This is a genomic window from Pseudomonas sp. LB3P14 (assembly GCF_054898045.1).
This window is the reverse complement of record NZ_CM142714.1, coordinates 6511433-6531995: the sequence shown is the minus strand read 5'-3', so window position 1 is coordinate 6531995 and position 20563 is coordinate 6511433. Positions and strand designations below refer to the sequence as shown.

19 protein-coding genes, 1 other RNA gene and 1 pseudogene are annotated in these 20563 nt (G+C 57.4%); 10 read left to right on the top strand and 11 right to left on the bottom strand.

Translation table 11 applies throughout. The features are described from left to right. Positions 1-174 precede the first annotated feature (174 nt). Positions 175-528, bottom strand: an RNA gene (gene rnpB / locus ACYZT5_RS29985) — RNase P RNA component class A. A 75-nt stretch (positions 529-603) separates the two neighbouring features. Further along, entirely contained in the window at positions 604-1509 is a 906-nt protein-coding gene (gene rsmI, locus ACYZT5_RS29980; protein WP_462048551.1) for a 16S rRNA (cytidine(1402)-2'-O)-methyltransferase, read from the bottom strand. 176 nt (positions 1510-1685) lie between these two features. Between rsmI and ACYZT5_RS29975 the strand changes: the two genes are divergently transcribed. The 4 genes from ACYZT5_RS29975 to ACYZT5_RS29960 all read left to right on the top strand — a co-directional run bounded on the left by ACYZT5_RS29975 (position 1686) and on the right by ACYZT5_RS29960 (position 5132). Next, positions 1686-3497, top strand: coding sequence for a penicillin-binding protein activator (locus tag ACYZT5_RS29975; RefSeq protein WP_462048549.1), 1812 nt, complete (start codon positions 1686-1688; stop codon positions 3495-3497). Next, positions 3497-3859, top strand: coding sequence for a YraN family protein (locus tag ACYZT5_RS29970; protein ID WP_282481488.1), 363 nt, complete (start codon positions 3497-3499; stop codon positions 3857-3859). The genes ACYZT5_RS29975 and ACYZT5_RS29970 overlap by 1 nt, the downstream gene beginning before the upstream one ends. 104 nt (positions 3860-3963) lie before the next feature. After that, the gene (locus ACYZT5_RS29965) at positions 3964-4557 is read left to right on the top strand and encodes a phosphoheptose isomerase (RefSeq protein WP_008025961.1); all 594 of its coding nucleotides are present in this window, start codon (positions 3964-3966) and stop codon (positions 4555-4557) included. After that, positions 4554-5132: a BON domain-containing protein gene (locus tag ACYZT5_RS29960; protein WP_008147477.1), complete on the top strand. Its 579-nt coding sequence runs from the start codon at positions 4554-4556 to the stop codon at positions 5130-5132. Before ACYZT5_RS29965 ends, ACYZT5_RS29960 begins: the two co-directional genes overlap by 4 nt. A gap of 118 nt (positions 5133-5250) precedes the next feature. Here the strand turns inward: ACYZT5_RS29960 and ACYZT5_RS29955 are convergent, their stop codons facing one another. The 7 genes from ACYZT5_RS29955 to rplM all read right to left on the bottom strand — a co-directional run bounded on the left by ACYZT5_RS29955 (position 5251) and on the right by rplM (position 10138). Beyond that, entirely contained in the window at positions 5251-5664 is a 414-nt protein-coding gene (locus ACYZT5_RS29955; protein WP_462048548.1) for a ClpXP protease specificity-enhancing factor, read from the bottom strand. A gap of 16 nt (positions 5665-5680) precedes the next feature. After that, the gene (locus tag ACYZT5_RS29950) at positions 5681-6298 is read right to left on the bottom strand and encodes a glutathione S-transferase N-terminal domain-containing protein (RefSeq protein ID WP_007905304.1); all 618 of its coding nucleotides are present in this window, start codon (positions 6296-6298) and stop codon (positions 5681-5683) included. Between the two features lie 150 nt (positions 6299-6448). Continuing rightward, positions 6449-7231: a cytochrome c1 gene (locus ACYZT5_RS29945; protein WP_462048547.1), complete on the bottom strand. Its 783-nt coding sequence runs from the start codon at positions 7229-7231 to the stop codon at positions 6449-6451. Beyond that, positions 7231-8442, bottom strand: a complete 1212-nt coding sequence (locus tag ACYZT5_RS29940) for a cytochrome b (RefSeq protein ID WP_008155974.1) — start codon at positions 8440-8442, stop codon at positions 7231-7233. The genes ACYZT5_RS29945 and ACYZT5_RS29940 overlap by 1 nt, the downstream gene beginning before the upstream one ends. Further along, entirely contained in the window at positions 8442-9035 is a 594-nt protein-coding gene (petA, locus tag ACYZT5_RS29935; RefSeq protein ID WP_046053402.1) for a ubiquinol-cytochrome c reductase iron-sulfur subunit, read from the bottom strand. Before petA ends, ACYZT5_RS29940 begins: the two co-directional genes overlap by 1 nt. A 267-nt stretch (positions 9036-9302) precedes the next feature. After that, the gene (gene rpsI, locus ACYZT5_RS29930) at positions 9303-9695 is read right to left on the bottom strand and encodes a 30S ribosomal protein S9 (protein ID WP_003216038.1); all 393 of its coding nucleotides are present in this window, start codon (positions 9693-9695) and stop codon (positions 9303-9305) included. 14 nt (positions 9696-9709) lie between these two features. Next, positions 9710-10138 (bottom strand): 50S ribosomal protein L13, encoded by a 429-nt coding sequence (rplM, locus tag ACYZT5_RS29925; protein WP_007905295.1) that lies wholly within the window; start codon positions 10136-10138, stop codon positions 9710-9712. A gap of 245 nt (positions 10139-10383) precedes the next feature. On the opposite strand from rplM, the gene ACYZT5_RS29920 reads away from it, so the two are divergent. Beyond that, on the top strand, positions 10384-11424 hold the full coding sequence (locus tag ACYZT5_RS29920) for an NADP(H)-dependent aldo-keto reductase (protein ID WP_462048546.1): 1041 nt from the start codon (positions 10384-10386) through the stop codon (positions 11422-11424). 87 nt (positions 11425-11511) lie between these two features. Here the strand turns inward: ACYZT5_RS29920 and ACYZT5_RS29915 are convergent, their stop codons facing one another. Beyond that, a complete protein-coding gene (locus tag ACYZT5_RS29915; protein WP_462048545.1) occupies positions 11512-12648 on the bottom strand; it encodes an acyl-CoA dehydrogenase family protein in 1137 nt (378 codons plus the stop codon). A 244-nt stretch (positions 12649-12892) separates the two neighbouring features. Here ACYZT5_RS29915 and ACYZT5_RS29910 point away from each other — a divergent pair, with 244 nt between their 5' ends. The 5 genes and pseudogenes from ACYZT5_RS29910 (at position 12893) to ACYZT5_RS29890 (ending at position 19347) form a co-directional block, all read left to right on the top strand. Next, positions 12893-13789 (top strand): GlxA family transcriptional regulator, encoded by an 897-nt coding sequence (locus tag ACYZT5_RS29910; protein ID WP_461971142.1) that lies wholly within the window; start codon positions 12893-12895, stop codon positions 13787-13789. Between the two features lie 243 nt (positions 13790-14032). Then, positions 14033-15975: pseudogene (locus ACYZT5_RS29905) on the top strand (flavin monoamine oxidase family protein). A gap of 200 nt (positions 15976-16175) precedes the next feature. Next, complete coding sequence (locus ACYZT5_RS29900; protein WP_462048544.1) at positions 16176-17063, top strand: nitrilase family protein; 888 nt, start codon at positions 16176-16178, stop codon at positions 17061-17063. 16 nt (positions 17064-17079) lie between these two features. Continuing rightward, positions 17080-18288, top strand: coding sequence for a hypothetical protein (locus ACYZT5_RS29895; protein WP_462048543.1), 1209 nt, complete (start codon positions 17080-17082; stop codon positions 18286-18288). A 78-nt stretch (positions 18289-18366) separates the two neighbouring features. Continuing rightward, positions 18367-19347 (top strand): asparaginase, encoded by a 981-nt coding sequence (locus ACYZT5_RS29890; RefSeq protein ID WP_462048542.1) that lies wholly within the window; start codon positions 18367-18369, stop codon positions 19345-19347. Between the two features lie 74 nt (positions 19348-19421). Here ACYZT5_RS29890 and zapE read toward each other — a convergent pair whose 3' ends face one another. Then, positions 19422-20516, bottom strand: a complete 1095-nt coding sequence (zapE, locus tag ACYZT5_RS29885) for a cell division protein ZapE (protein WP_462048541.1) — start codon at positions 20514-20516, stop codon at positions 19422-19424. Positions 20517-20563: the final 47 nt, after the last annotated feature.

The window sequence follows — 20563 nt, the reverse complement described above, 5'->3', positions numbered from 1 at the left end:
CATCAAGATCAATAACTTGAACCAGCACTGATGGCTGCGCTCGAAAGTTAAAGTAATTTATTAAGAGTAAGATTTTTTCGGTATTACGAAAGTGTTTCTGCCGACGATTGTGTAAGGAGGGAAATTGCCATCACCAGCACCCTGCTCAATGATTTAAGCAGAGGAGAGAAAAAGGTGGAGAGTCGATCTGTAAGCCGGGTTCTGTCTTGAACAGTCATTCGTCTACGATGGCCATCACTGGACATCTTTAGCAACCTACCCGGTCCCAGCGCGGGCCACGCCTTGGGACCCTATTTGGTCTTGCTCCAAGTGGGGTTTACCTAGCCACGAACTGTTGCCAGACGTGCGGTGCGCTCTTACCGCACCTTTTCACCCTTACCGGCGCCGAAGCGCTTAGGCGGTTATTTTCTGTGGCACTTTCCGTAGGCTCACGCCTCCCAGGCATTACCTGGCACTTCGCCCTATGGAGCCCGGACTTTCCTCCCCCCCCTAATTTTCATAGAGGGCAGCGACTGTCCGATCGACTCTCCGCCGCAAAGGTTAACGGCAGAGCGGCTGAAGAACAAGTGCTAAACGCCTTTGGCCACTCCTGCACGTCGGGTTTTACTCGCCCTTCTGTTTGTCCAGCGCAACCTGGTAGAGAACATTTTTACGCTCCCCGGTAATTTGCGCCGCCAAGGCTGCGGCACGCTTGAGCGGCATTTCTTCAAGCAACAGATTCAGAACGCGCATCGCTTCGCTGCTGACAGCGTCCTCGGTCTCGGGGGCAGACCAACCCGCCACCAATACCACGCACTCGCCGCGCTGCTGATTGCTGTCCGACTCGACGAACTCGCGTAACTCGGCCAGCGGCAAGCCTTTAAGGGTTTCGAAAGTCTTGGTCAGCTCGCGCGCCAGTAACGCTGGACGCTCGCCGCCAAATACCAGCTCCATGTCTTGCAGGCACTCAAGGATCCGGTGCGGGGCTTCATAAAAGATCAGCGTGCGTGGCTCTTCCTTTACCAGCTCAAGACGAGCGCGCCGACCGACAGCCTTGGCCGGCAGGAAGCCTTCGAAGATGAAACGGTCCGACGGCAGCCCCGCCGCCGACAACGCCGCGATCAGCGCGCAGGCGCCCGGAACCGGCACCACGTTGATCCCGGCGGCACGGGCCTGACGCACGAGGTGATAACCCGGATCGGAAATCAACGGCGTGCCGGCATCGGAAATCAGCGCCACATCGTCGCCGGCGAGCAAGCGGGTGATAAAGCGGCTACCTTCATCCCGCTCATTGTGTTCATGACAGGCCGCCAACGGTGTTGGAATGCCGAAATGCTGCATCAATCGCTGGGAGTGGCGGGTATCTTCGGCAGCGATCAGGGCGACCTCGCGCAGGATCTTCAGCGCACGCGCACTGATATCGTCCAGGTTGCCGATGGGCGTCGCCACCACATAAAGCGAGCCAGCAGCGGAATTCAAAGCACCTGGAGCAGTCAAAGCGCACACCTCATGATCGGTAAAAGCCGCCATTGTAGCGCGTCGTGACGCTCGCGATACGCGCAAGCAGCCCTCGGTTTTGCAGCCCTTTGTGCAGTGCCGCAACATTTGCACGAGCTAAATTGATCGATTCACGCCAGTAACATCGCGCCCCGGCCAGTGCTTGGGTACAATTCCACGCTAATTTGATCGAGTATCAGGAACACTACATGATCGCTTGCCTGCGGCTGTTCACTGCCCTCTGCCTCGCTGCCTTGCTGGCGGCTTGCGCCAGCTCGCCCTCCTCCAGCCTTGGCGAACTTCCACGGACCCCGGATGCCAGTATCGAGCAATTGCTCGCACAGGCAGCCCAAAGCAAAGACCCGGAAAAAGCCGCCCTGTTGCGCCTGAGCGCGGCTGACCTGGCTTATCGTCAGGGGAATGCCGGCCAGTCCGCGCAAATCCTGCAACAAGTCCCCGTCGAACAACTCAAACCTGGCCAACAGGTTTTCGCCAGCACCCTGGCGGCTGAATTGGCCATGGTTCGCAATCAGCCCAAAGCGGCGCTGACGGCCTTGAGTCATCCGAGCCTGCAACGCCTGAGCGAACTGCCGGTCGAGCAACAGGTTCGCACCGGCACCGTTCATGCCCGCGCCCTTGAAGCCGACGGCCAGACCCTGGCTGCCGCACGGGAGCGGATCTTCATCGCGCCAATGCTTGAAGGTGAAGCCGCCAGCAAAAACCACGAAGCGATCTGGACCCTGATCGCTTCGTTGCCAACCGATCAATTGCAGCCGACCGCCACCGACGATCTCGGCGGCTGGATGGGCCTGGCGCTGGCGGTAAAAACCGCCGGTACCCTGGAACAGCAGCAAGCCGCGATCGACAACTGGCGCGCGCAGAATCCAAAGCACCCGGCCGCTCTTCAATTGCCGCTGCCACTGACCAAACTCAAGGAACTGGCCAGCCAGCCCTTGGGGAAAATCGCCCTGCTGCTGCCGCAAGACGGCCCGCTGGCGTCGGTCGGCAAAGCACTGCGCGAAGGCTTCATGGCCGCTCACTACCAGGCGCAACAAGCCGGGCAGAAGCCGCCAGCCATCGAGTTCTATGACAGCTCGCGCCTGACGTCCATGGATGAGTTTTATCGCAAGGCACAGGCCGATGGCGTGCAACTGGTCGTCGGCCCATTGGAAAAGCCGCTGGTCAAACAGCTCAGCGCTCGTCCACAACTGCCAATCACCACCCTGGCGCTGAATTACAGCGAAGGCGAACAAGGTCCGGCCCAGCTGTTCCAGTTTGGCCTTGCTGCTGAAGACGAAGCCCGCGAAGTGTCGCGTCGTGCTCGCGCCGATGGCCTGCATCGCGCAGCCATCATGGTGCCAAAAGGCGAATGGGGCGATCGAGTGCTGAGAGCGTTCAGCCAGGATTGGCAAGCCAACGGTGGCAGCATCGTCGCTACCGAACGGGTCGACCAGCCGGTTCAACTGGCCCAGCAGATTGCCGACATGTTCCAGCTGCGTCAGAGCGAAGGTCGTGCCAAGACTTTGCAAAGCACCGTTGGCTCGCAGGTAGCCGCACAGCCTTCGCGTCGCCAGGACATCGAGTTCATCTTCCTGGCCGCAACACCTCAGCAAGCCCAGCAGATCAAACCGACCCTGAACTTCCAGTACGCCGGCGACGTGCCGGTTTACGCCACCTCCCACGTGTTCAGCGCCAGCGGTGACGTGAATCAGTACAACGACATGAACGGTATTCGCTTCTGCGAAACCCCATGGTTGCTGGAGCCCAACGACCCACTGCGCAAACAAGTGACGGCTCAATGGCCACAAGCTGCTGGCAGCCTGGGCCGCCTGTACGCGATGGGTGTCGACGCCTATCGCCTGGCACCACGCCTGGGGCAACTCAAGGCTTTGCCGGACAGCCGCATCGAAGGTCAATCAGGCAGCCTTGGCATGACTGCAAACCAACGCGTCGTGCGTCAGTTGCCGTGGGCCCAGTTCGCCAACGGCCAGGTTCAACGCCTGCCGGATACCCCGCACTGATGCCCGACAGGTCACGCCAGCAAAGCGGTAAAGATGCCGAGCGTCATGCGCTCGAGCATCTTCAACAACAGGGTCTGCGCCTGCTGGCGCAGAACTGGTTGTGTAAACGCGGTGAGCTTGATCTGGTCATGCTTGATGGCGATACAGTAGTATTCGTCGAAGTCCGCTACAGAAAAAACACTCAATGGGGTGGCGCGCTCGATAGCATCGATGAGCGCAAACGGCAGAAACTGATAGTTGCCGCGCAGTATTTTCTTCAGCGCGAGTCGCGTTGGGCCAATTCCCCTTGCCGTTTCGACGTGGTTGCCATCGACAGCAACCTCGATCAGTTGAACTGGTTGCAGAATGCCTTCGACAGCTGATCGCGTACGTTCCGAACCGGACACTTTCACCCAACACTTTTGCTCTTTGCTTTGCGGGCTGCACATTCATGTGCCGAGTAGCCGCGCTAATTAAGGTCACACAGATGGACATGCAATCCCGAATTCGCCAGCTTTTTCAGGCCAGTATCGACACCAAGCAAATGGCGATGGACGTACTTGCACCGCACATCGAGCAAGCCAGCCAGGTGATGGTCAACGCCCTGCTCAACGAAGGCAAAATGCTGTCCTGCGGCAATGGCGGCTCTGCCGGTGATGCCCAGCACTTCTCGTCCGAGCTGCTCAATCGCTTCGAGCGCGAACGTCCGAGTCTGCCAGCCATCGCGCTGACCACCGACAGCTCGACGATCACCTCGATCGCCAACGACTACAGCTACAACGAAATCTTCTCCAAACAGATCCGCGCCCTCGGCCAGCCGGGTGACGTATTGCTGGCGATTTCCACCAGCGGCAACTCGGCGAACATAATTCAAGCGATCCAGGCCGCACATGATCGCGAAATGATTGTCGTAGCATTGACCGGTCGCGATGGCGGCGGCATGGCATCGCTGCTATTGCCCGAGGACGTCGAGATTCGCGTACCGGCCAACGTCACCGCACGTATTCAGGAAGTCCACCTGCTGGCGATCCATTGCCTTTGCGATTTGATCGACAGCCAACTGTTCGGGAGTGAAGAATGACCCCTAATCGCCTAGGCCTTCTGGCCTTGACCCTGTGCCTTGGCATCAGCGGCTGCACCTCGGTGGTTAACGCCAGCCGTGAAGCGCCGATTGAAGATGACCGCGGCACCCGCACCTTCGGCAGCAAGATCGACGACTCTCTGATCGACACCAAGGTCGGCGTGAACATCGCCAAGGCCGACCCGGCCCTGGACAACGATTCGCACATCGTCGTCACGAGCTTCAACGGTGTTGTGCTGCTCGCCGGGCAAACCCCGCGAGCAGACCTCAAGGCCAAGGCCGAACAGGCTGCTGCTGCAGTTCAGCGGGTGAAGACGGTTCACAACGAACTGCAGGTCCTGCCACCCTCCGGCTTCCTTGCCCGCCAGAACGACACTTGGCTGACTTCCAAGATCAAGACCCAGATGCTCACCGACCCGAACATCCCTGGCTCGCGCATCAAGGTTGTTACCGAGAACGGCATCGTCTACCTGCTGGGCCTGCTGACCAAACAGGAAGCCGCTCAGGCCACCAACCTGGTGCAAGGCGTTTCCGGCGTGCAGAAGATCGTGAAGCTGTTTGAATACATCGACTGATATCTCTCTCCTGTAGGAGCACGGCTTGCCGGCGAAGGCGATTTCAAGGACGCCTTCGCCGGCAAGCCTGGCTCCTACAAGTAATAAAAAAGGCGATCCATCCGGATCGCCTTTTTTATTACTTCACCACTTTCAAACTGGGTCGACCGCTGGGACGCGGCGGCTCGCTGTCGGGTGGCGGAATATCATCATCCGGCTCGATCTCTTCCTCGTCTTCCAAAGGCGATTCCAGATCGAACACCATGCCCTGACCGTTCTCCCGAGCGTAAATGCCCAGGATCGATGCGATAGGCACGTACAGGGTGTGCGGCACGCCACCGAAGCGCCCTTCGAAGCTGACCGCTTCGTTGTCCATGTGCAGATGACGCACGGCTGCCGGTGATACGTTCAGGACAATCTGTCCGTCACTGGCAAAACCCTGAGGCACCTGCACCGACGGATACTCGGAATTGACCAGCATGTGCGGGGTGCAATCGTTGTCCACAATCCACTCGTAGAGCGCGCGGACCAGATAAGGTCGACTGGAGTTCATAGCGGCTCCTTAAGCCTTAGCGCATATCGCGTTCGACGCCAGACAGACTCGCCTGGAAAGCCTCACGCGCAAACGAGCGCTCCATATAATCAAGCAGCGGCTTGGCAGGCCGCGGCAGTTCAATACCCAAAATCGGCAATCGCCAGAGTATTGGCAATAGGCAGCAATCCACCAGACTTTGTTCCTCGCTGAGGAAAAACGGCTTGTCGGCGAACAACGGCGACACGCCGGTCAGGCTTTCGCGCAGCTCTTTACGAGCCACGACACGGGCTGCTTCCTTGGTCCGCGAATCCAGGATCAGATCCACCAGACCACACCAGTCACGCTGAATACGATGAATCAGCAGACGGCTGTTGGCACGCGCCACAGGATAAACCGGCAGTAACGGCGGGTGCGGGTAACGCTCATCCAGATATTCCATCACCACGGTCGACTCCCACAACGCCAGGTCACGATCGACCAGGGTGGGCAGGCTGCCGTAAGGGTTCACTTCAATCAGTTTAGGCGGCTGGCGACCAGCTTCCACGTAAATGATCTCGGCGCTGACACCCTTCTCTGCAAGTACGATACGCACTCGGTGGGAATAGTGGTCGGCGGGGTCGGAGTAACAGGCCAACCGATTGGTCACGCCCATGGCGGTCCTCCTCGCTTGTTGAAATTATCGGAAGCGGAAAAACGCACGCGCCCAGAGGGCGCCTCCCGTAACGCCTGGTTCACCAGGCTCGTTACACCTTCAGAGACGCCCTTGGGCGCGCGCGATTAACAGCAATTGCTTACAGCTTTATCAATGGACGTCTTTCCAGTATTCACGCTTGAGCAAGTAAGCGAATACGAAGAAGAACGCCAGGTACAGCAACACATAGGTACCGATGCGCTGATGCTGCAGCTTCACCGGGTTGGCCGAGTAGGCCAGGAAGGTCACCAGATTCTTGACCTTCTCGTCGAACTGCTCTTCGTTCAGCGTGCCGGTTTTCGGCAGTATGGTCAGCTGGTCGCAGGCTTCATGAGTCAAAGCCGTGCCGGTCAGCGGATCGTATTGCTTCTTGCCGTCTTCGACGATTTGAACTTGTTTACAGCCTACCACCTGACGCCCCTGCAGGCCGACCAGAACGTTAGGCATCCCGACGTTCGGGAACACCTTGTTGTTCACGCCCCAAGGACGCGACGGGTCTTCATAGAAGGATTTCAGGTAACCGTAGAGCCAGTCAGTACCACGAACGCGGGCGACCAGGGTCAGGTCCGGCGGTGCCGCACCGAACCAGGTCTTGGCGTCAGCCGGCTGCATGCCGACGCTCATGTGGTCGCCGATCTTGGCGCCGGTGAACACCAGCTTCGAGAGCATCAGGTCGTGCGGAATGCCCAGATCATCGGCGACACGCTCGTAACGCTGGAACTTGGCGCTGTGGCAGCCCATGCAGTAGTTGGCGAATGTACGCGCACCATCCTGCATTGCAGCCTTGTCGGCAACGTCAATGTCGACTTTTTCCAGCTCAGGACCACCGTGTTCGGCCGCGAAGGACAGCACAGGCAAAGCAGCAAGAATCAGTACAGCAAATAGCTTTTTCATCAGCCAGTCACCCTTTCCGGAACCGGTTTGGTCTTCTCGAGCCTGGTGTAGAACGGCATCAGAATGAAGTAGGCGAAGTACAGGAAGGTACATACCTGCGACAGCAACGTCCGCTCAGGGGTTGGGGCCAATACGCCCAGCACGCCCAGGATCACGAACGAGATGCAGAACACCCAGAGCCAGATCTTGCTCAGCCAGCCTTTGTAGCGCATCGACTTGACCGGGCTGCGATCCAGCCATGGCAGGACGAACAGCACAGCGATGGCGGCGCCCATGGCGATAACGCCCAGGAGCTTGTCCGGAATCGCCCGCAGAATCGCGTAGAACGGCGTGAAGTACCAGACCGGAGCGATGTGCTCCGGGGTCTTGAAGGCGTTCGCCACTTCAAAGTTCGGCTTCTCGAGGAAGTAGCCGCCCATTTCCGGGAAGAAGAACACGATCGAGCAGAAGATGAACAGGAACACCACCACGCCGACGATATCTTTCACGGTGTAATACGGATGGAAGGCAATGCCGTCCAGCGGTACCCCGTTTTCGTCTTTGAATTTCTTGATGTCCACGCCGTCCGGGTTGTTCGAACCGACTTCGTGCAGCGCCAGAACGTGCAGCACCACCAGACCGAGAATCACGATCGGCAAGGCAACAACGTGCAGGGCGAAGAAGCGGTTCAGGGTGATACCGGAAATCAGGTAGTCACCACGGATCCACTGGGTCAGATCGTTGCCGATGACCGGGATCGCACCGAACAGCGAGATGATCACCTGGGCACCCCAGTAGGACATCTGGCCCCACGGCAGCAGGTAACCCATGAAGGCTTCAGCCATCAGCGCCAGGTAGATCAGCATGCCGAAGACCCACACCAGCTCACGCGGCTTCTGGTACGAACCGTAGAGCAAGCCACGGAACATGTGCAGATAGACCACGATGAAGAACGCCGAGGCGCCGGTGGAGTGCAGCAGACGCAGGATCGAGCCGTACTCGACGTCGCGCATGATGTATTCGACGGAAGCAAACGCTTCTTCTGCCGACGGGGTGTAGCTCATGGTCAGCCAGACACCGGTAACGATCTGGTTGACCAGAACGAGCAATGCAAGGGAGCCAAAGAAATAGAAGAAGTTGAAGTTCTTCGGGGCGTAGTACTTGCTGAGATGGTCTTCCCACATTTTGGTCGCGGGAAAGCGCGCATCAACCCAATCCATGAACTTGCTCATCACGCTTTCTCCGTATCGACGCCAATGACAATGATGTCATCGGTCTCATAGGAATGCGGGGGAACTGGCAGGTTCAAAGGCGCAGGTTGCGACTTGTAGACGCGACCAGCCAGATCGTAGTGGGAACCGTGGCAAGGGCAGAAATAACCACCTACCCAGTCCTTGCCCAGATCCGCAGGTGCCACTTCTGGACGGAAGGTCGGCGAGCAACCCAGGTGTGTGCAGATACCGATCAGCAGCAGAACCTCTGGCTTGATCGACCGCGTTTGCGGGTCGACATAGGTCGGTTGTGTCGAGTTCTTGGAGGTCGGGTCAGATAGCTGGCCCTCGATCTTTTTCAGATTCCCCAGGATTTCCTCGGTACGGCGGACAATGAACACCGGCTGACCACGCCACTCAGCAATCATCTGCTGGCCTGGCTCGATTTTGCTGACATTCACCTTCACCGGTGCACCTGCGGCTTTCGCCTTGGCACTGGGAAACCATGACCCCACGAACGGGACCGCAGCCCCCACCGCTCCTGCAGCACCCACCACGGATGTGGCTGCTACCAAGAAGCGACGCCGGCCTGCATTCACGCCGTCATTGCTCATTCAGTCCTCTCCCATCAGCTTTGTGGCCTGTTAAATCAGGCATCTACTAAGTAAAAATCTGAACTTATAAAAATTTTGCCGAATGGTAATGAAAAGCCCCAATTCTGACAAGGTAATTACCGAGGGGCTCCACTGCCAAGCCTTGCAGTATAGGGCTTCTACGGCTGTGGCAAGTTGTCACAGAGCAATTCTTTAATAAATCGCGCCCATAAAAAAACGCCCAGCTTCGCGAGGAAACTGGGCGTTCTTTTTGAACGCGAAAGCGAATTAACGCTTCGAGTACTGCGGACGCTTACGCGCTTTACGCAGACCAACTTTCTTACGTTCAACTTCACGAGCATCGCGAGTAACGAAGCCAGCTTTGCGCAGAGCGCCACGCAGGGTTTCGTCGTACTGCATCAGTGCGCGAGTGATACCGTGGCGGATTGCGCCAGCTTGACCACTTACACCACCACCGATCACGGTGACGTAGATGTCGAATTTCTCGACAGTCTCAGTCAGTTCCAGCGGCTGACGAACTACCATGCGGGCAGTTTCGCGGCCGAAGAAATTTTCCAGGGTGCGGTTGTTGATGGAGATGTTACCAGTACCCGGACGCAGGAAAACGCGTGCGGTTGCGGTCTTGCGACGGCCAGTGCCGTAATTTTGAGTCGCCGACATAATGAACTATTCCGTTAAAACTTCAGTTCTTGGGGCTGCTGAGCAGTATGAGGGTGTACAGCGCCCGCATAGACTTTCAGCTTACGATACATGTCGCGACCCAGCGGGTTCTTAGGCAGCATGCCTTTGACCGCGGTCTCGATCACGCGCTCAGGGGCTTTAGCGATCAGCTTTTCGAAGTTGATCGACTTGATGCCGCCCGGGAAACCGGAGTGGGAGTAGTAGATTTTGTCGGTGGTTTTAGCACCGGTTACACGAATCTGCTCGGCATTGATAACGACGATGTAATCGCCGGTGTCAACGTGAGGAGTGTACTCAGCTTTATGCTTGCCACGCAGACGGCTCGCGATTTCGGTGGCCAGACGACCCAGGGTCTGACCTGCAGCGTCGACGACAAACCAGTCGCGCTGTACTGTTTCCGGTTTAGCAGTAAAAGTTTTCATTCTTTATAGCCTCAGGGGCCGCCCTGTAAATTAGACGGCGGATCTTACTGAATAGTGCGTACTTTGACAAGTCAAAGGCAGCCGGATACAGACGCTTTCGGGGGCTCGGGTCGGCGCGTCCGTTCAACGGCAAGATTCTTCGGCGGCGGCGCATCACTTCCACTGCAGAAAGAGGTGCGCAATTATGCAGATTGCGAAAAATAATTCAACCTGCTTTTATGATTGTTTTGCCAAGGGAGCACCCGATGGACTATCGCCAGCTAGGCCGAACCAATCTGAACGTGAGTGCAATCTGCCTCGGAACCATGACCTGGGGCGAGCAAAACAGCGAGGCTGAAGCCTTCGCCCAGATTGAACGGGCCAAGAGCGCCGGGATCAATTTCATCGATACCGCCGAGATGTACCCGGTGCCACCCAAGGCCGAAACCTACGCCACCACCGAGCGCTACATCGGCAATTACTTCAAAAGCCGTGGCGATCGCGCGGACTGGATCCTGGCCAGCAAGATCGCCGGCCCCGGCAACACCATTGACTACATTCGCGACAAAAACCTGCGGCACAACCGCCAACACATCAGCGAAGCCGTGGACGCCAGCCTCAAGCGCTTGCAGACCGACTACATCGACCTCTACCAGCTGCATTGGCCGGAACGCAGCACCAATTTCTTCGGTCAGCTCGGTTACAAACACAAGATCGAAGCCAATCTCACGCCACTTGAGGACACCCTCGAAGCGCTGGACGAACAGGTCAAGGCCGGCAAGATCCGCCACATCGGCCTGTCCAACGAGACGCCGTGGGGCACCATGCGCTTCCTGGCCCTGGCCGAAGCCCGTGGCTGGCCGCGTGCGGTGTCGATCCAGAACCCGTACAACCTGCTCAACCGCAGCTTCGAAGTCGGCTTGGCGGAAATCGCCATTCGCGAACAGTGCGGCTTGCTCGCCTATTCGCCGCTGGCGTTCGGCTTCCTGTCGGGCAAGTACGAAGGTGGCGCGCGTCCGCCGAAGGGGCGCCTGAGCCTCTACAGCCGCTTCAGCCGCTATTTCAATCCGCAGTCGGAAGCCGCATGCAGTCGTTATGTGGCATTGGCGCGGGAACACGGCCTGGACCCGGCGCAAATGGCGTTGGCGTTTGTCACTCAGCAGCCGTTTGTGACCAGCAACATCATTGGCGCGACGACAATGGAGCAATTGGACAGCAACATTGCCAGCTTCGACTTGAAGCTGTCGGATGAAGTGCTGGAGGGGATTGAGGCGATCCACAAGGATCACCCGAATCCTGCACCTTGATCGATTTCTAGATCCATTCGCGAGCAGGCTCGCTCCCACAGGAGATCACTTAACCTGCTCGCGAAGGCGGTCAACGATCACGCTGCATTACAGCGACCGCGCAATAATCTCCTTCATGATTTCGTTGGTGCCGGCATAGATCCGCTGCACCCGCGCATCCGCCCACGCCCGGGCGATCGGGTATTCCCACATGAAACCGTAACCGCCATGCAACTGCACGCACTCGTCGAGCACCTTGCATTGCAAGTCCGTGCCCCAATACTTGGCCATCGCCGCTGTCGGCACGTCGAGCTTGCCTTGCAGGTGCAGCTCCAGGCAACGATCGACAAAGACCCGACCGATCTGAATCTCGGTCGCCATCTCCGCCAGTTTGAAGCGGGTGTTCTGGAAGTCAGCGATCGCCTTGCCGAATGCCTTGCGCTCGCGGGTGTAATCCAGCGTCCATTGCAGCGCAGCTTCAGCCGAAGCAAGCCCCCCAATGGCAACGGTAAGACGCTCCTGCGGCAACTCCTGCATCAGGTAGGCAAAGCCCATCCCGGCCTGCCCCAACAGGTTTTCCTTGGGCACCCGAACGTCCTGGAAGAACAGTTCCGAGGTGTCTTGAGCCTTCATGCCGACTTTTTCCAGGCGCTTGCCCTTGGCGAAGCCTGGGGTGTCGGCTTCCACCAGAAACAGGCTGGTGCCTTTCGCGCCGGCCTTCGGATCGGTCTTGGCCACGACAATCACCAGGTCAGCGAGAAAGCCGTTGGTGATAAAGGTCTTGGAACCGTTGATCACGTACTCATCGCCTTCCAGCACGGCGGTAGTTTTCACCCCTTGAAGGTCGGAACCGGCACCGGGTTCGGTCATGGCAATCGCGGTGACCATCTCGCCAGACACCAGCTTCGGCAGGTATTTGTGTTTCAGCGCTTCACTGCCGTAATGCAGGATGTAAGGTGCGACGATGTCCGAATGCAGGGAAAAACCGATACCGGTCAGACCGAGACGACCGATCTCTTCGATGACCACCGCGCTGTAGAGAAAGTCCGCCCCCAGCCCCCCGTACTCTTCCGGCAGATGCGAGCACAACATTCCCGCCTCCCCTGCCTTGCTCCAGAGTTTGCGGTCGATATAGCCTTGTTTTTCCCATTGTCCATGGAACGGCACGGCCTCTTTTTCGAGGAACGTTCGCACGCTGTCGCGAAAAAGCTCGTGCTCGGAACTGAACAATGTTCTGGGGATCATGCGGCACCTGTCGTTGTTGTAAGCCGGAATTGACCTTCAGAGACTAAGCCTCGTATCCGATACAGGACACTGGACACATCAGACAAAAAATAAGACGATCCAGCCGTCTGGTGACCACTTTCCCCTATAAGAATAAAGTTGAATTATGTCTAACCAAGTCTCCACGCCTTTGCGGCGCGTCAGCATCCTGGCTATCGACCGGGTTTTCGCCTCCACCCTCATGCAAGCCAAGGATTTCTTCCACCTGGCCAGCCTGCGTTACGGCAAACAACTGGGCCACGGCCTGACGCCGGCGTTTGAAACCCGCCTGGTCAGCCCCGACGGCAAACCGGTGAACAGCTTCAGTGATGTGATCATGCCGGTGGACGGCGGTCTGGAAAACGCCGACATCATTGTCCTTCCAGCCTTCTGGGACGATTTCGACACCCTTTGCCAACGTTATCCACAGGTCCTGCCTTGGCTGCGCCAGCAACATGCTCGAGGCGCAGTGCTCTGCGGCGAAGCCACCGGGGTGTTCTGGCTGGCCGAGGCCGGGCTGCTCGACGGCAAGGAAGCGACCACTTACTGGCGCTTCTTCAATGCGTTTGCCGAACGCTTCCCACGGGTTCAGCTCAATCAGGACAAGCACCTGACCGACGCCGATAACCTGTATTGCGCTGGCGGCACCACCTCGGCCTGCGACCTTTACATCTACCTTATCGAACGCTTCTGCGGCGCCAACGTGTCCCAGGCCGTGGCGCGAGACATTCTCTATGAAGTGCAGCGCAGCTACTCGCCGGGACGCATCGGTTTCGGCGGTCAGAAGCTGCACCAGGACGTGATCATCCTGCAGATCCAGCACTGGCTCGAAGAACACTTCGCCGACAAATTCCGCTTCGAAGACGTGGCTCGCGAACACGGCATGAGCATCCGCAATTTCATGCGGCGCTTCCAGACCGCCACCGGCGACAAACCGCTGCATTACCTGCAACGACTGCGCATCGAAACCGCCAAAGGCTTGCTGTCCGGCAGCCGCAAGAGCATCAAGACCATCAGCTATGAAGTCGGTTACGACGATGCCAGCTTCTTCGCGCGGTTGTTTCGCCAGCACACCGAATTGTCGCCGAACCAGTATCGGCAGCAGTTTCAGCAAGCGGCTTAACGAAACGCGCCTCCTGTAGGAGCTCAGCTTGCTGGCGATGAACGATGACTCGGTTGCCTGATGCACCCTGTCGCTGCAGTCGTGCGCAAGCCTTGCTCCTACAAGTATCAGCGGTTTTCGAATATCTTTTTCCCACACTGAATCGGGAATTCAGAGCAGCGCAGAACCCAATTCTGCTCACATACACGCCCCCCGAAAAACGCCAACATCTTTCCCTGCCAATCACATCAGGGAAGATCAACAGTGACCATCGGATCAAGCTACAACTACCCATCATTTGTCGCCAAGACCGTTCGGGCAAAGCGTTCGACTGAAAACAAATGGGCGACTCGCTTTCCAAATCCACCCGACTTGTGCTTCGACTATCGAGCATTGGTTGAACAGAAAAACGGCATCGCCAAGCCAACTGACCCACAACATAAAATTTGCATTATTGGCGCCGGCATCACCGGACTGACTGCCGCCAGAGAACTTTATCGTTGCGGGTTCACCCATATCACCCTCATAGAACAATCCAGACGCATAGGCGGCAGACACCTGACCGTCCCTGGAAGCCCGAACTCGGCGATGAGTCATACACCGTTTGAAATGGGGGCCATGCGCATGCCCTTCTTCAACCGGGCGGACGAGTCACCGACAGAGGGCCGGTCGCTTTTGGCTTACTACGCCAAGGCGTTCGACCTGGCGTTTTCAGATTTTGCCAATCCCGGAAGCCAATGGGTCACTTCGACCGGGATCTATCTGCGAGAGGGCAGCATGGGCGGCGGACCGACTCCGCAGATGCTGATCTGGAAAAATGAAGATGGCAAGACACCACCTCCCGGTGAAGAACTGCAAAAGGTTTATGCAAAGTGGAAGGCCTTTGCCGATCGCATGACCCGGCACGTCGCAGAGGTTTACGCCAGTCAGGAATGGGAGCCATGTGGGCCGCTATCGTCGAAAAATACGAGAGCGTTTCGTTTCGCGATCTGGTCAGTATGCCCACCCTGCAAGCATGGGATGAACGCTCACCGGGGGACTTTGGCGGAATGGGAATGTCCGCGCAGGAGTCCGCGATCTTCTATGCCATTGGCATCGGCGACGGTAGCTGGGGTGCCTTTTACGATGTCTGCTCCCTTTATCCCCTGCGCACTGCCATTTTTGGATTCAGCAGCCAGCTGCAATTGATCCATGGTCGGGTCGACTCAATTGGCGATCCGCTGGATTCACCCTGCCTGCACAACGAAGCCGTTTTTGACTCAAGGGGGTTAAGTTTCGACAGCCCACGCTACATCGGACTCGCAGCGCTGGCCGAATGCCTGCTGTTCATGAAAACCGACGAAACCGGAAAGTCCTTCTACGAACACTGCCGGGAAAGAAACAACGGTTTGCTCATGGACTCATCCGTTACAAAACTTAAAAAACTGACGAACCAGAAAACACGCGTCTACTACAACTCGAAACATAGCCAACCCGAGCAAATCCAGGAGCACTACGATGACTTTGATTCGGTCATCACGACCCTTCCCTCCTGGCTGATCGAAACTCGCATCAAGCTTGAAAACTTCACGCCACAGATGCTGCCGTTCGAGACGATCAATGCCTATAAAACCGCGCACTGGGAAACCAGTTGCAAAGTCTTCGCACCGTTAAAAAAATCCTTCCTTTCGAAAAACAGCAAAATCCCGCAAGTCATCGTCACTGACAGCTTCATTCACGACGTCTACACCTACCGCTACAACGATAACTACAGTTATGACTGCATCCTATTAAGTTACACATGGGAGGATGACGCCACCAAACTGGCCTCTTTCACCGACAAGGAACTGGTGAACAAGTGTGCCAAAGAGCTGGACCGGATCCTTATGCATTCCGCCAATATCCAGGAGAAAATCACTCCCTACATTGACCTGGACCAAGCCGTGGTCCAACGCTGGATCTCCGATAAAAATGCGCTGGGTTGTGCAAAGTTATACCGACCCGGCACCTACTACGACGCCGTCAGCCTGATGAAGTACAACCGGGACTTCGCGCATGTTTCAGGTCTGTATTTTTCCGGGGAGTCATTTTCAGTCGATGCTGGCTGGACCGAGCCGTGCTTTCGGGGCGCCGTCGATGCGGTCATTCATATCTGCAACAATACCGGTGCGGCCTTCCATGGCGGTTTTTCCATGAGCGACTATCCGCACTATAACGTCAGAACCTGATCACCTTCCTTGCCCTGGAGCCATGCACGACGTGCATTGGCTCTACTTTGGCGACCCTCCTGCCAAGCGCCTCGCGCAGTCATATTGGGATACGGACTACACCCTAAACGGAAGTAGCTGACTTACGCGTTCTCGCCGATTCGACTCTCATAAGCACGCAATTAAACAGCGTGAATAACAATAAAAAGAGGTCATCGGGAATGAGTGAGCCAACAAGCCCTGTTCGTGTAGCAGTCGTGCAATTCGATCCACAAGTCGGCATGCAAAATCGCGAAGCAAATCTGCGTAACAGCCTGGAATTAGCGTTGGAAGCGGCAAATGACGGTGCGAATCTCATCGTCCTGCCCGAGCTTTCAAGCACAGGTTACTTCTTCAAAACCCGGCAGGATGCGTTCGAGCATTCGGAGGCCGTTCCCAGCGGGCCGAGCGTGCAGAGCTGGATGGACTTTGCCCGCCAGCACAAGGTTTATCTGGTCGCCGGTTTGACGGAGCGCGACGGCATGCAGCTGTTCAACACCGGCGTTCTTGTCGGGCCTGACGGCTTCATCGGCAAGTACCGAAAAGCACATTTATGGAATCTGGAAAAATTGTGGTTCACGCCGGGCGATCTGGGCTTCCCGGTTTTCGACACCCCAATCGGTCGCATAGGGTTGTTGATCTGCTGGGATATCTGGTTCCCGGAAGTACCGCGTATTTTGAGCCAGCAAGGCGCCGACATTATTTGCAGCCTGAACAACTGGGTCTGGACCCCGCCGCCCCTGTTCGATGACGCCGGCAAGTGCATGGCGTCGTACCTGACGATGACGGCGGCTCACGTCAACAATGTGTTTATTGCGGCGGCGAGCCGGATCGGCGAAGAGCGAGGTGCACGTTACCTGGGTTGTTCGCTGATCGCGGGCACCAACGGCTGGCCGATTGGCCAGGTGGCTTCAGCGGACAAGCAGGAAATCCTGTTTGCCGACATCGACCTGACCAGTTCGCGCAGCGCGCCGATCTGGAACAACTTGAACGATCTGCATCGTGATCGTCGAGCCGATCTCTACGATCAAATGCTCGGTTACACCCAGCACCCTTGTCTACCGCGCTGATAAGGGGGCATGACTGATGGAAACCGCAAACGAAAAACCGAAAAATCGGCTTGCCGCCAGGTCACCGCTGGATACGGCGATCATCTGGCTGATGCTCGGCACGGCACTGTTGATCATCTGGCTTTCATTCACCTACCGGACATCCTGGTCAGCCCATTGGCCAGACTACAGTCACATGGTATCGAGCCTCCCGGAGCCAAGTGCCTGGATGCGTTGGGTCCCGGGAGACATCAGCGAGGTGGCGTTCTACAAACATGAGTTCGCTTCGATCGGGCTGCTTGCAGGCGCCTATCTGGCCTACTGGGCGAATCGAACGGGAAAAGCCTGGCAAGGTTTTACCATTTGCTACGGCAGCGGATTATGGCCGTGGCTCGTCACCAGCTCGTTGCTTGGCCTGTTGTTGAGCAACCTTCTGTGGGGCTGGACGGTGACGGCCACCAGCTGGCAGCCCACGTTTGCCGCCTTTGTTTCGTTGCCGGCGGCGATGGTGCTGATGTTTGGCGGCGGCTGGAAGGTCACGATCAATGGCGCAATCATGGGCGCCGTGTTCGTCACTCCGATGTGCTTGTTGATCGTCAATTACGTCTGCAATCCCCTCGGATTACCAGCTGTGATCGGCAACGTCACGGGCATGGCGGTCGCCAGCGTCGGCGCTTTTCTGCTCTGCCGTTACCTGCCGAGCCTGGTGAGGTCCGACCCACTCAAGAAGCCGTCCGCCCCTGTGCCCGCACCCGCCATCACCAAAACGCCGGATTATGGCGTCGTGTGGAGTCTACGCCGGGTGTTGGCCGACTTTTCGGAAGCGCCGTTCTTCGGCAATGAATGGGCCAGTCTCGGCTTGATCGCGGGCGCCTTGCTGGCTTACACCTTGAACCCGACGAGCCCGGTGTATGGCACGGGCTTGCTGCCCCAATTGATCGCCGCACAGGCGTTGACCTCGGCGTTAGGGGTAATGATCTGGCGTCGACAATGGATATTGCGTGGTTGGTATCCCACCTATGTTCCATTGGTGTCAGTCGTGCCGGCGGCCGTTCTGACGTACGGTGGCAGCTGGCAGGTCATCGCCTCAAGCGCACTATTGGGGGCACTGATAGCGCCACCGCTGGCGTGCGCGATTGCCAAGCGGTTGCCGGCCGACATGCACGGTTTCATCGGCAATGTATTGGCCATGGCCATCAGTACGTTGCTGATCATTCCGTTTGTCGGACTGCTGGTAGCCAACTGACGAACGTCGCGATTGGGCTGTATCACGGACTCAAATCCGGATACAGCCACTTTTCATCACTAGCTAATGAGGTATCACATGGACCTGCCCAAACTGGCCATTGCGGCGCTCGGCGGCACCGTGAGCATGCAAGCCAGCAACGCCGGTGAAGGGGTGATCCCGATCGTCAGCGGCGAAACCCTGCTGGCCTCGGTGCCAGAGTTGGCGACCTTGGCACGGGTCACCGTAGAAACGCTCGGACTGTTGCCGAGTGCCTCACTGGATTTCGAATTTTTGCTGAGCGTCCTTTCCTGGGCGCATGTTCAAATCAGGCAAGGTGCGGTGGGTGTTGTCATCACTCAAGGCACGGACACCCTCGAAGAAACGGCCACATTTTTCGACTATTTGTGGGACCACGACGAGCCGTTGGTCCTGACCGGCGCCATGCGTTCGGCAGCCCAGGCAGGGGCCGATGGCCCGGCGAATCTGCTGGATGCTTGCCGGGTTGCACTGGCTGGAAGCAGCCGTCAACGAGGCGTTCACGTGGTGATGAACGGACAGATTCATTCAGCGAGCGCCGTCCGCAAAACCGATTCATTGGCATTGCAGGCGTTTTCCTCCCCTATCGTTGGTCCTGCCGGCATGCTGATGGAAAACACCGTCAACTATCTGCGCCTGCCAGTCCGGCGCAGGGTCCTGCCGTTGCCACAGCTGACCACACAGAAGATTGCCCTGCTGGAAGCGTCGCTTTGCGCCGATACCCTGTTAATCGAGAACATCCTCGAACTGGGTTACGACGGGCTGGTGATTGCGGGTTTCGGTGCAGGACACGTTGGCGCGAGCTGGGCGGATGTCATTGAAACCATTGCCAGAAAAATCCCTGTCATCGTTGCCACCCGGACAGGTTCCGGCTCCACGGCTCAATCAACCTACGGATTTATTGGCAGCGAGATGGACCTGATCAGTAAAGGTGCATTGATGGCTGGATTTCTCTGTCCACGCAAAGCCCGAATCCTGCTGTGGCTGCTCGTCGGCTGCCAGCGACAAGATGAAGTGGCGCGCTTTCTCGTTCAAAACTGACACACAGCGCACAAAAAAGGCCTGCATTTGCAGGCCCTTTTTTATTTTCCGAAACGTTCTACTTTTTTATCGCTCTACGGCCTGTGCGCCCGGGACAGGAACTCGTGGGACTGCATTTCCAACAGACGGCTGAGGGTGCGCTGGAACTCGAAGTTCAGGCGACCGCCGGTGTAGAGGTCCTTGAGCTCGACTTCAGCGGAAATGATCAGCTTCACGTTGCGGTCGTAGAACTCGTCGACCATGTTGATAAAGCGCCGGGCGATGTCGTCGGTGGTGACGCTCATCTGCTCGACACCGCTAAGCAACACGGCGTGGAAGATCTTGCCCAGCTCGATGTAATCGTTCTGGCTGCGCGGGCCGTCGCAGAGTTCGCGGAAGTCGAACCAGGCCACGTCATCGCAGGTGCGCAAGGCACGGATTTCGCGATTTTCGATCATCAGCACGTCGTTTTCGATGGCTGCCGTGCATTCCGGCGTCAGGGCGCGGAAGCTCTTGCGCAAGCTTTCGTGGGATTCATCGTCGAGCGGGAAATGAAACAGCTCCGCTTGTTCAAGGTGGCGCAGACGATAATCGACGCCGCTGTCGACGTTGACGATCTCGGTGTTCTGCTTGATCAGCGCAATGGCCGGCAGGAAGCGCGCACGTTGCAGGCCGTCCTTGTACAGACCGTCCGGCACGATGTTCGAGGTCGCGACCAGGGTCACGCCGTTCTTGAACAGCTCTTCCATCAGCGTGCCGAGGATCATCGCGTCAGTGATGTCGGACACGAAGAACTCATCGAAACAAATCACCCGGGCTTCGTCGGAGAAGCGCTTGGCGATGATGGTCAGCGGGTTTTTTTCGCCGCCGAGGGTCTTCATCTCTTCGTGCACGCGCTTCATGAAGCGGTGGAAGTGGGTGCGGACCTTTTCCTTGAACGGCAGCGCTTCGAAGAAGGTGTCGACCAGATAGGTCTTGCCGCGACCGACACCACCCCAGAAGTACAGACCCTTGACCGGCGCCGCGTCTTTCTTGCCAAACAGTTTGCCGAACAGACCCGGTTTGCTGTGCGAGGCCGCGACCAGATCGTCGTACAGGCGCTGCAAATGGCGCACCGCAGTTTCCTGCGCGGCGTCATGGAAGAATTCCGGGCGTTTCAGATCAGCTTGATATCGTTCTAGGGGCGTCATAATTCGTTAGCAAGGCAACAAAAACGGGCCGTCACTGTAGCGACGGC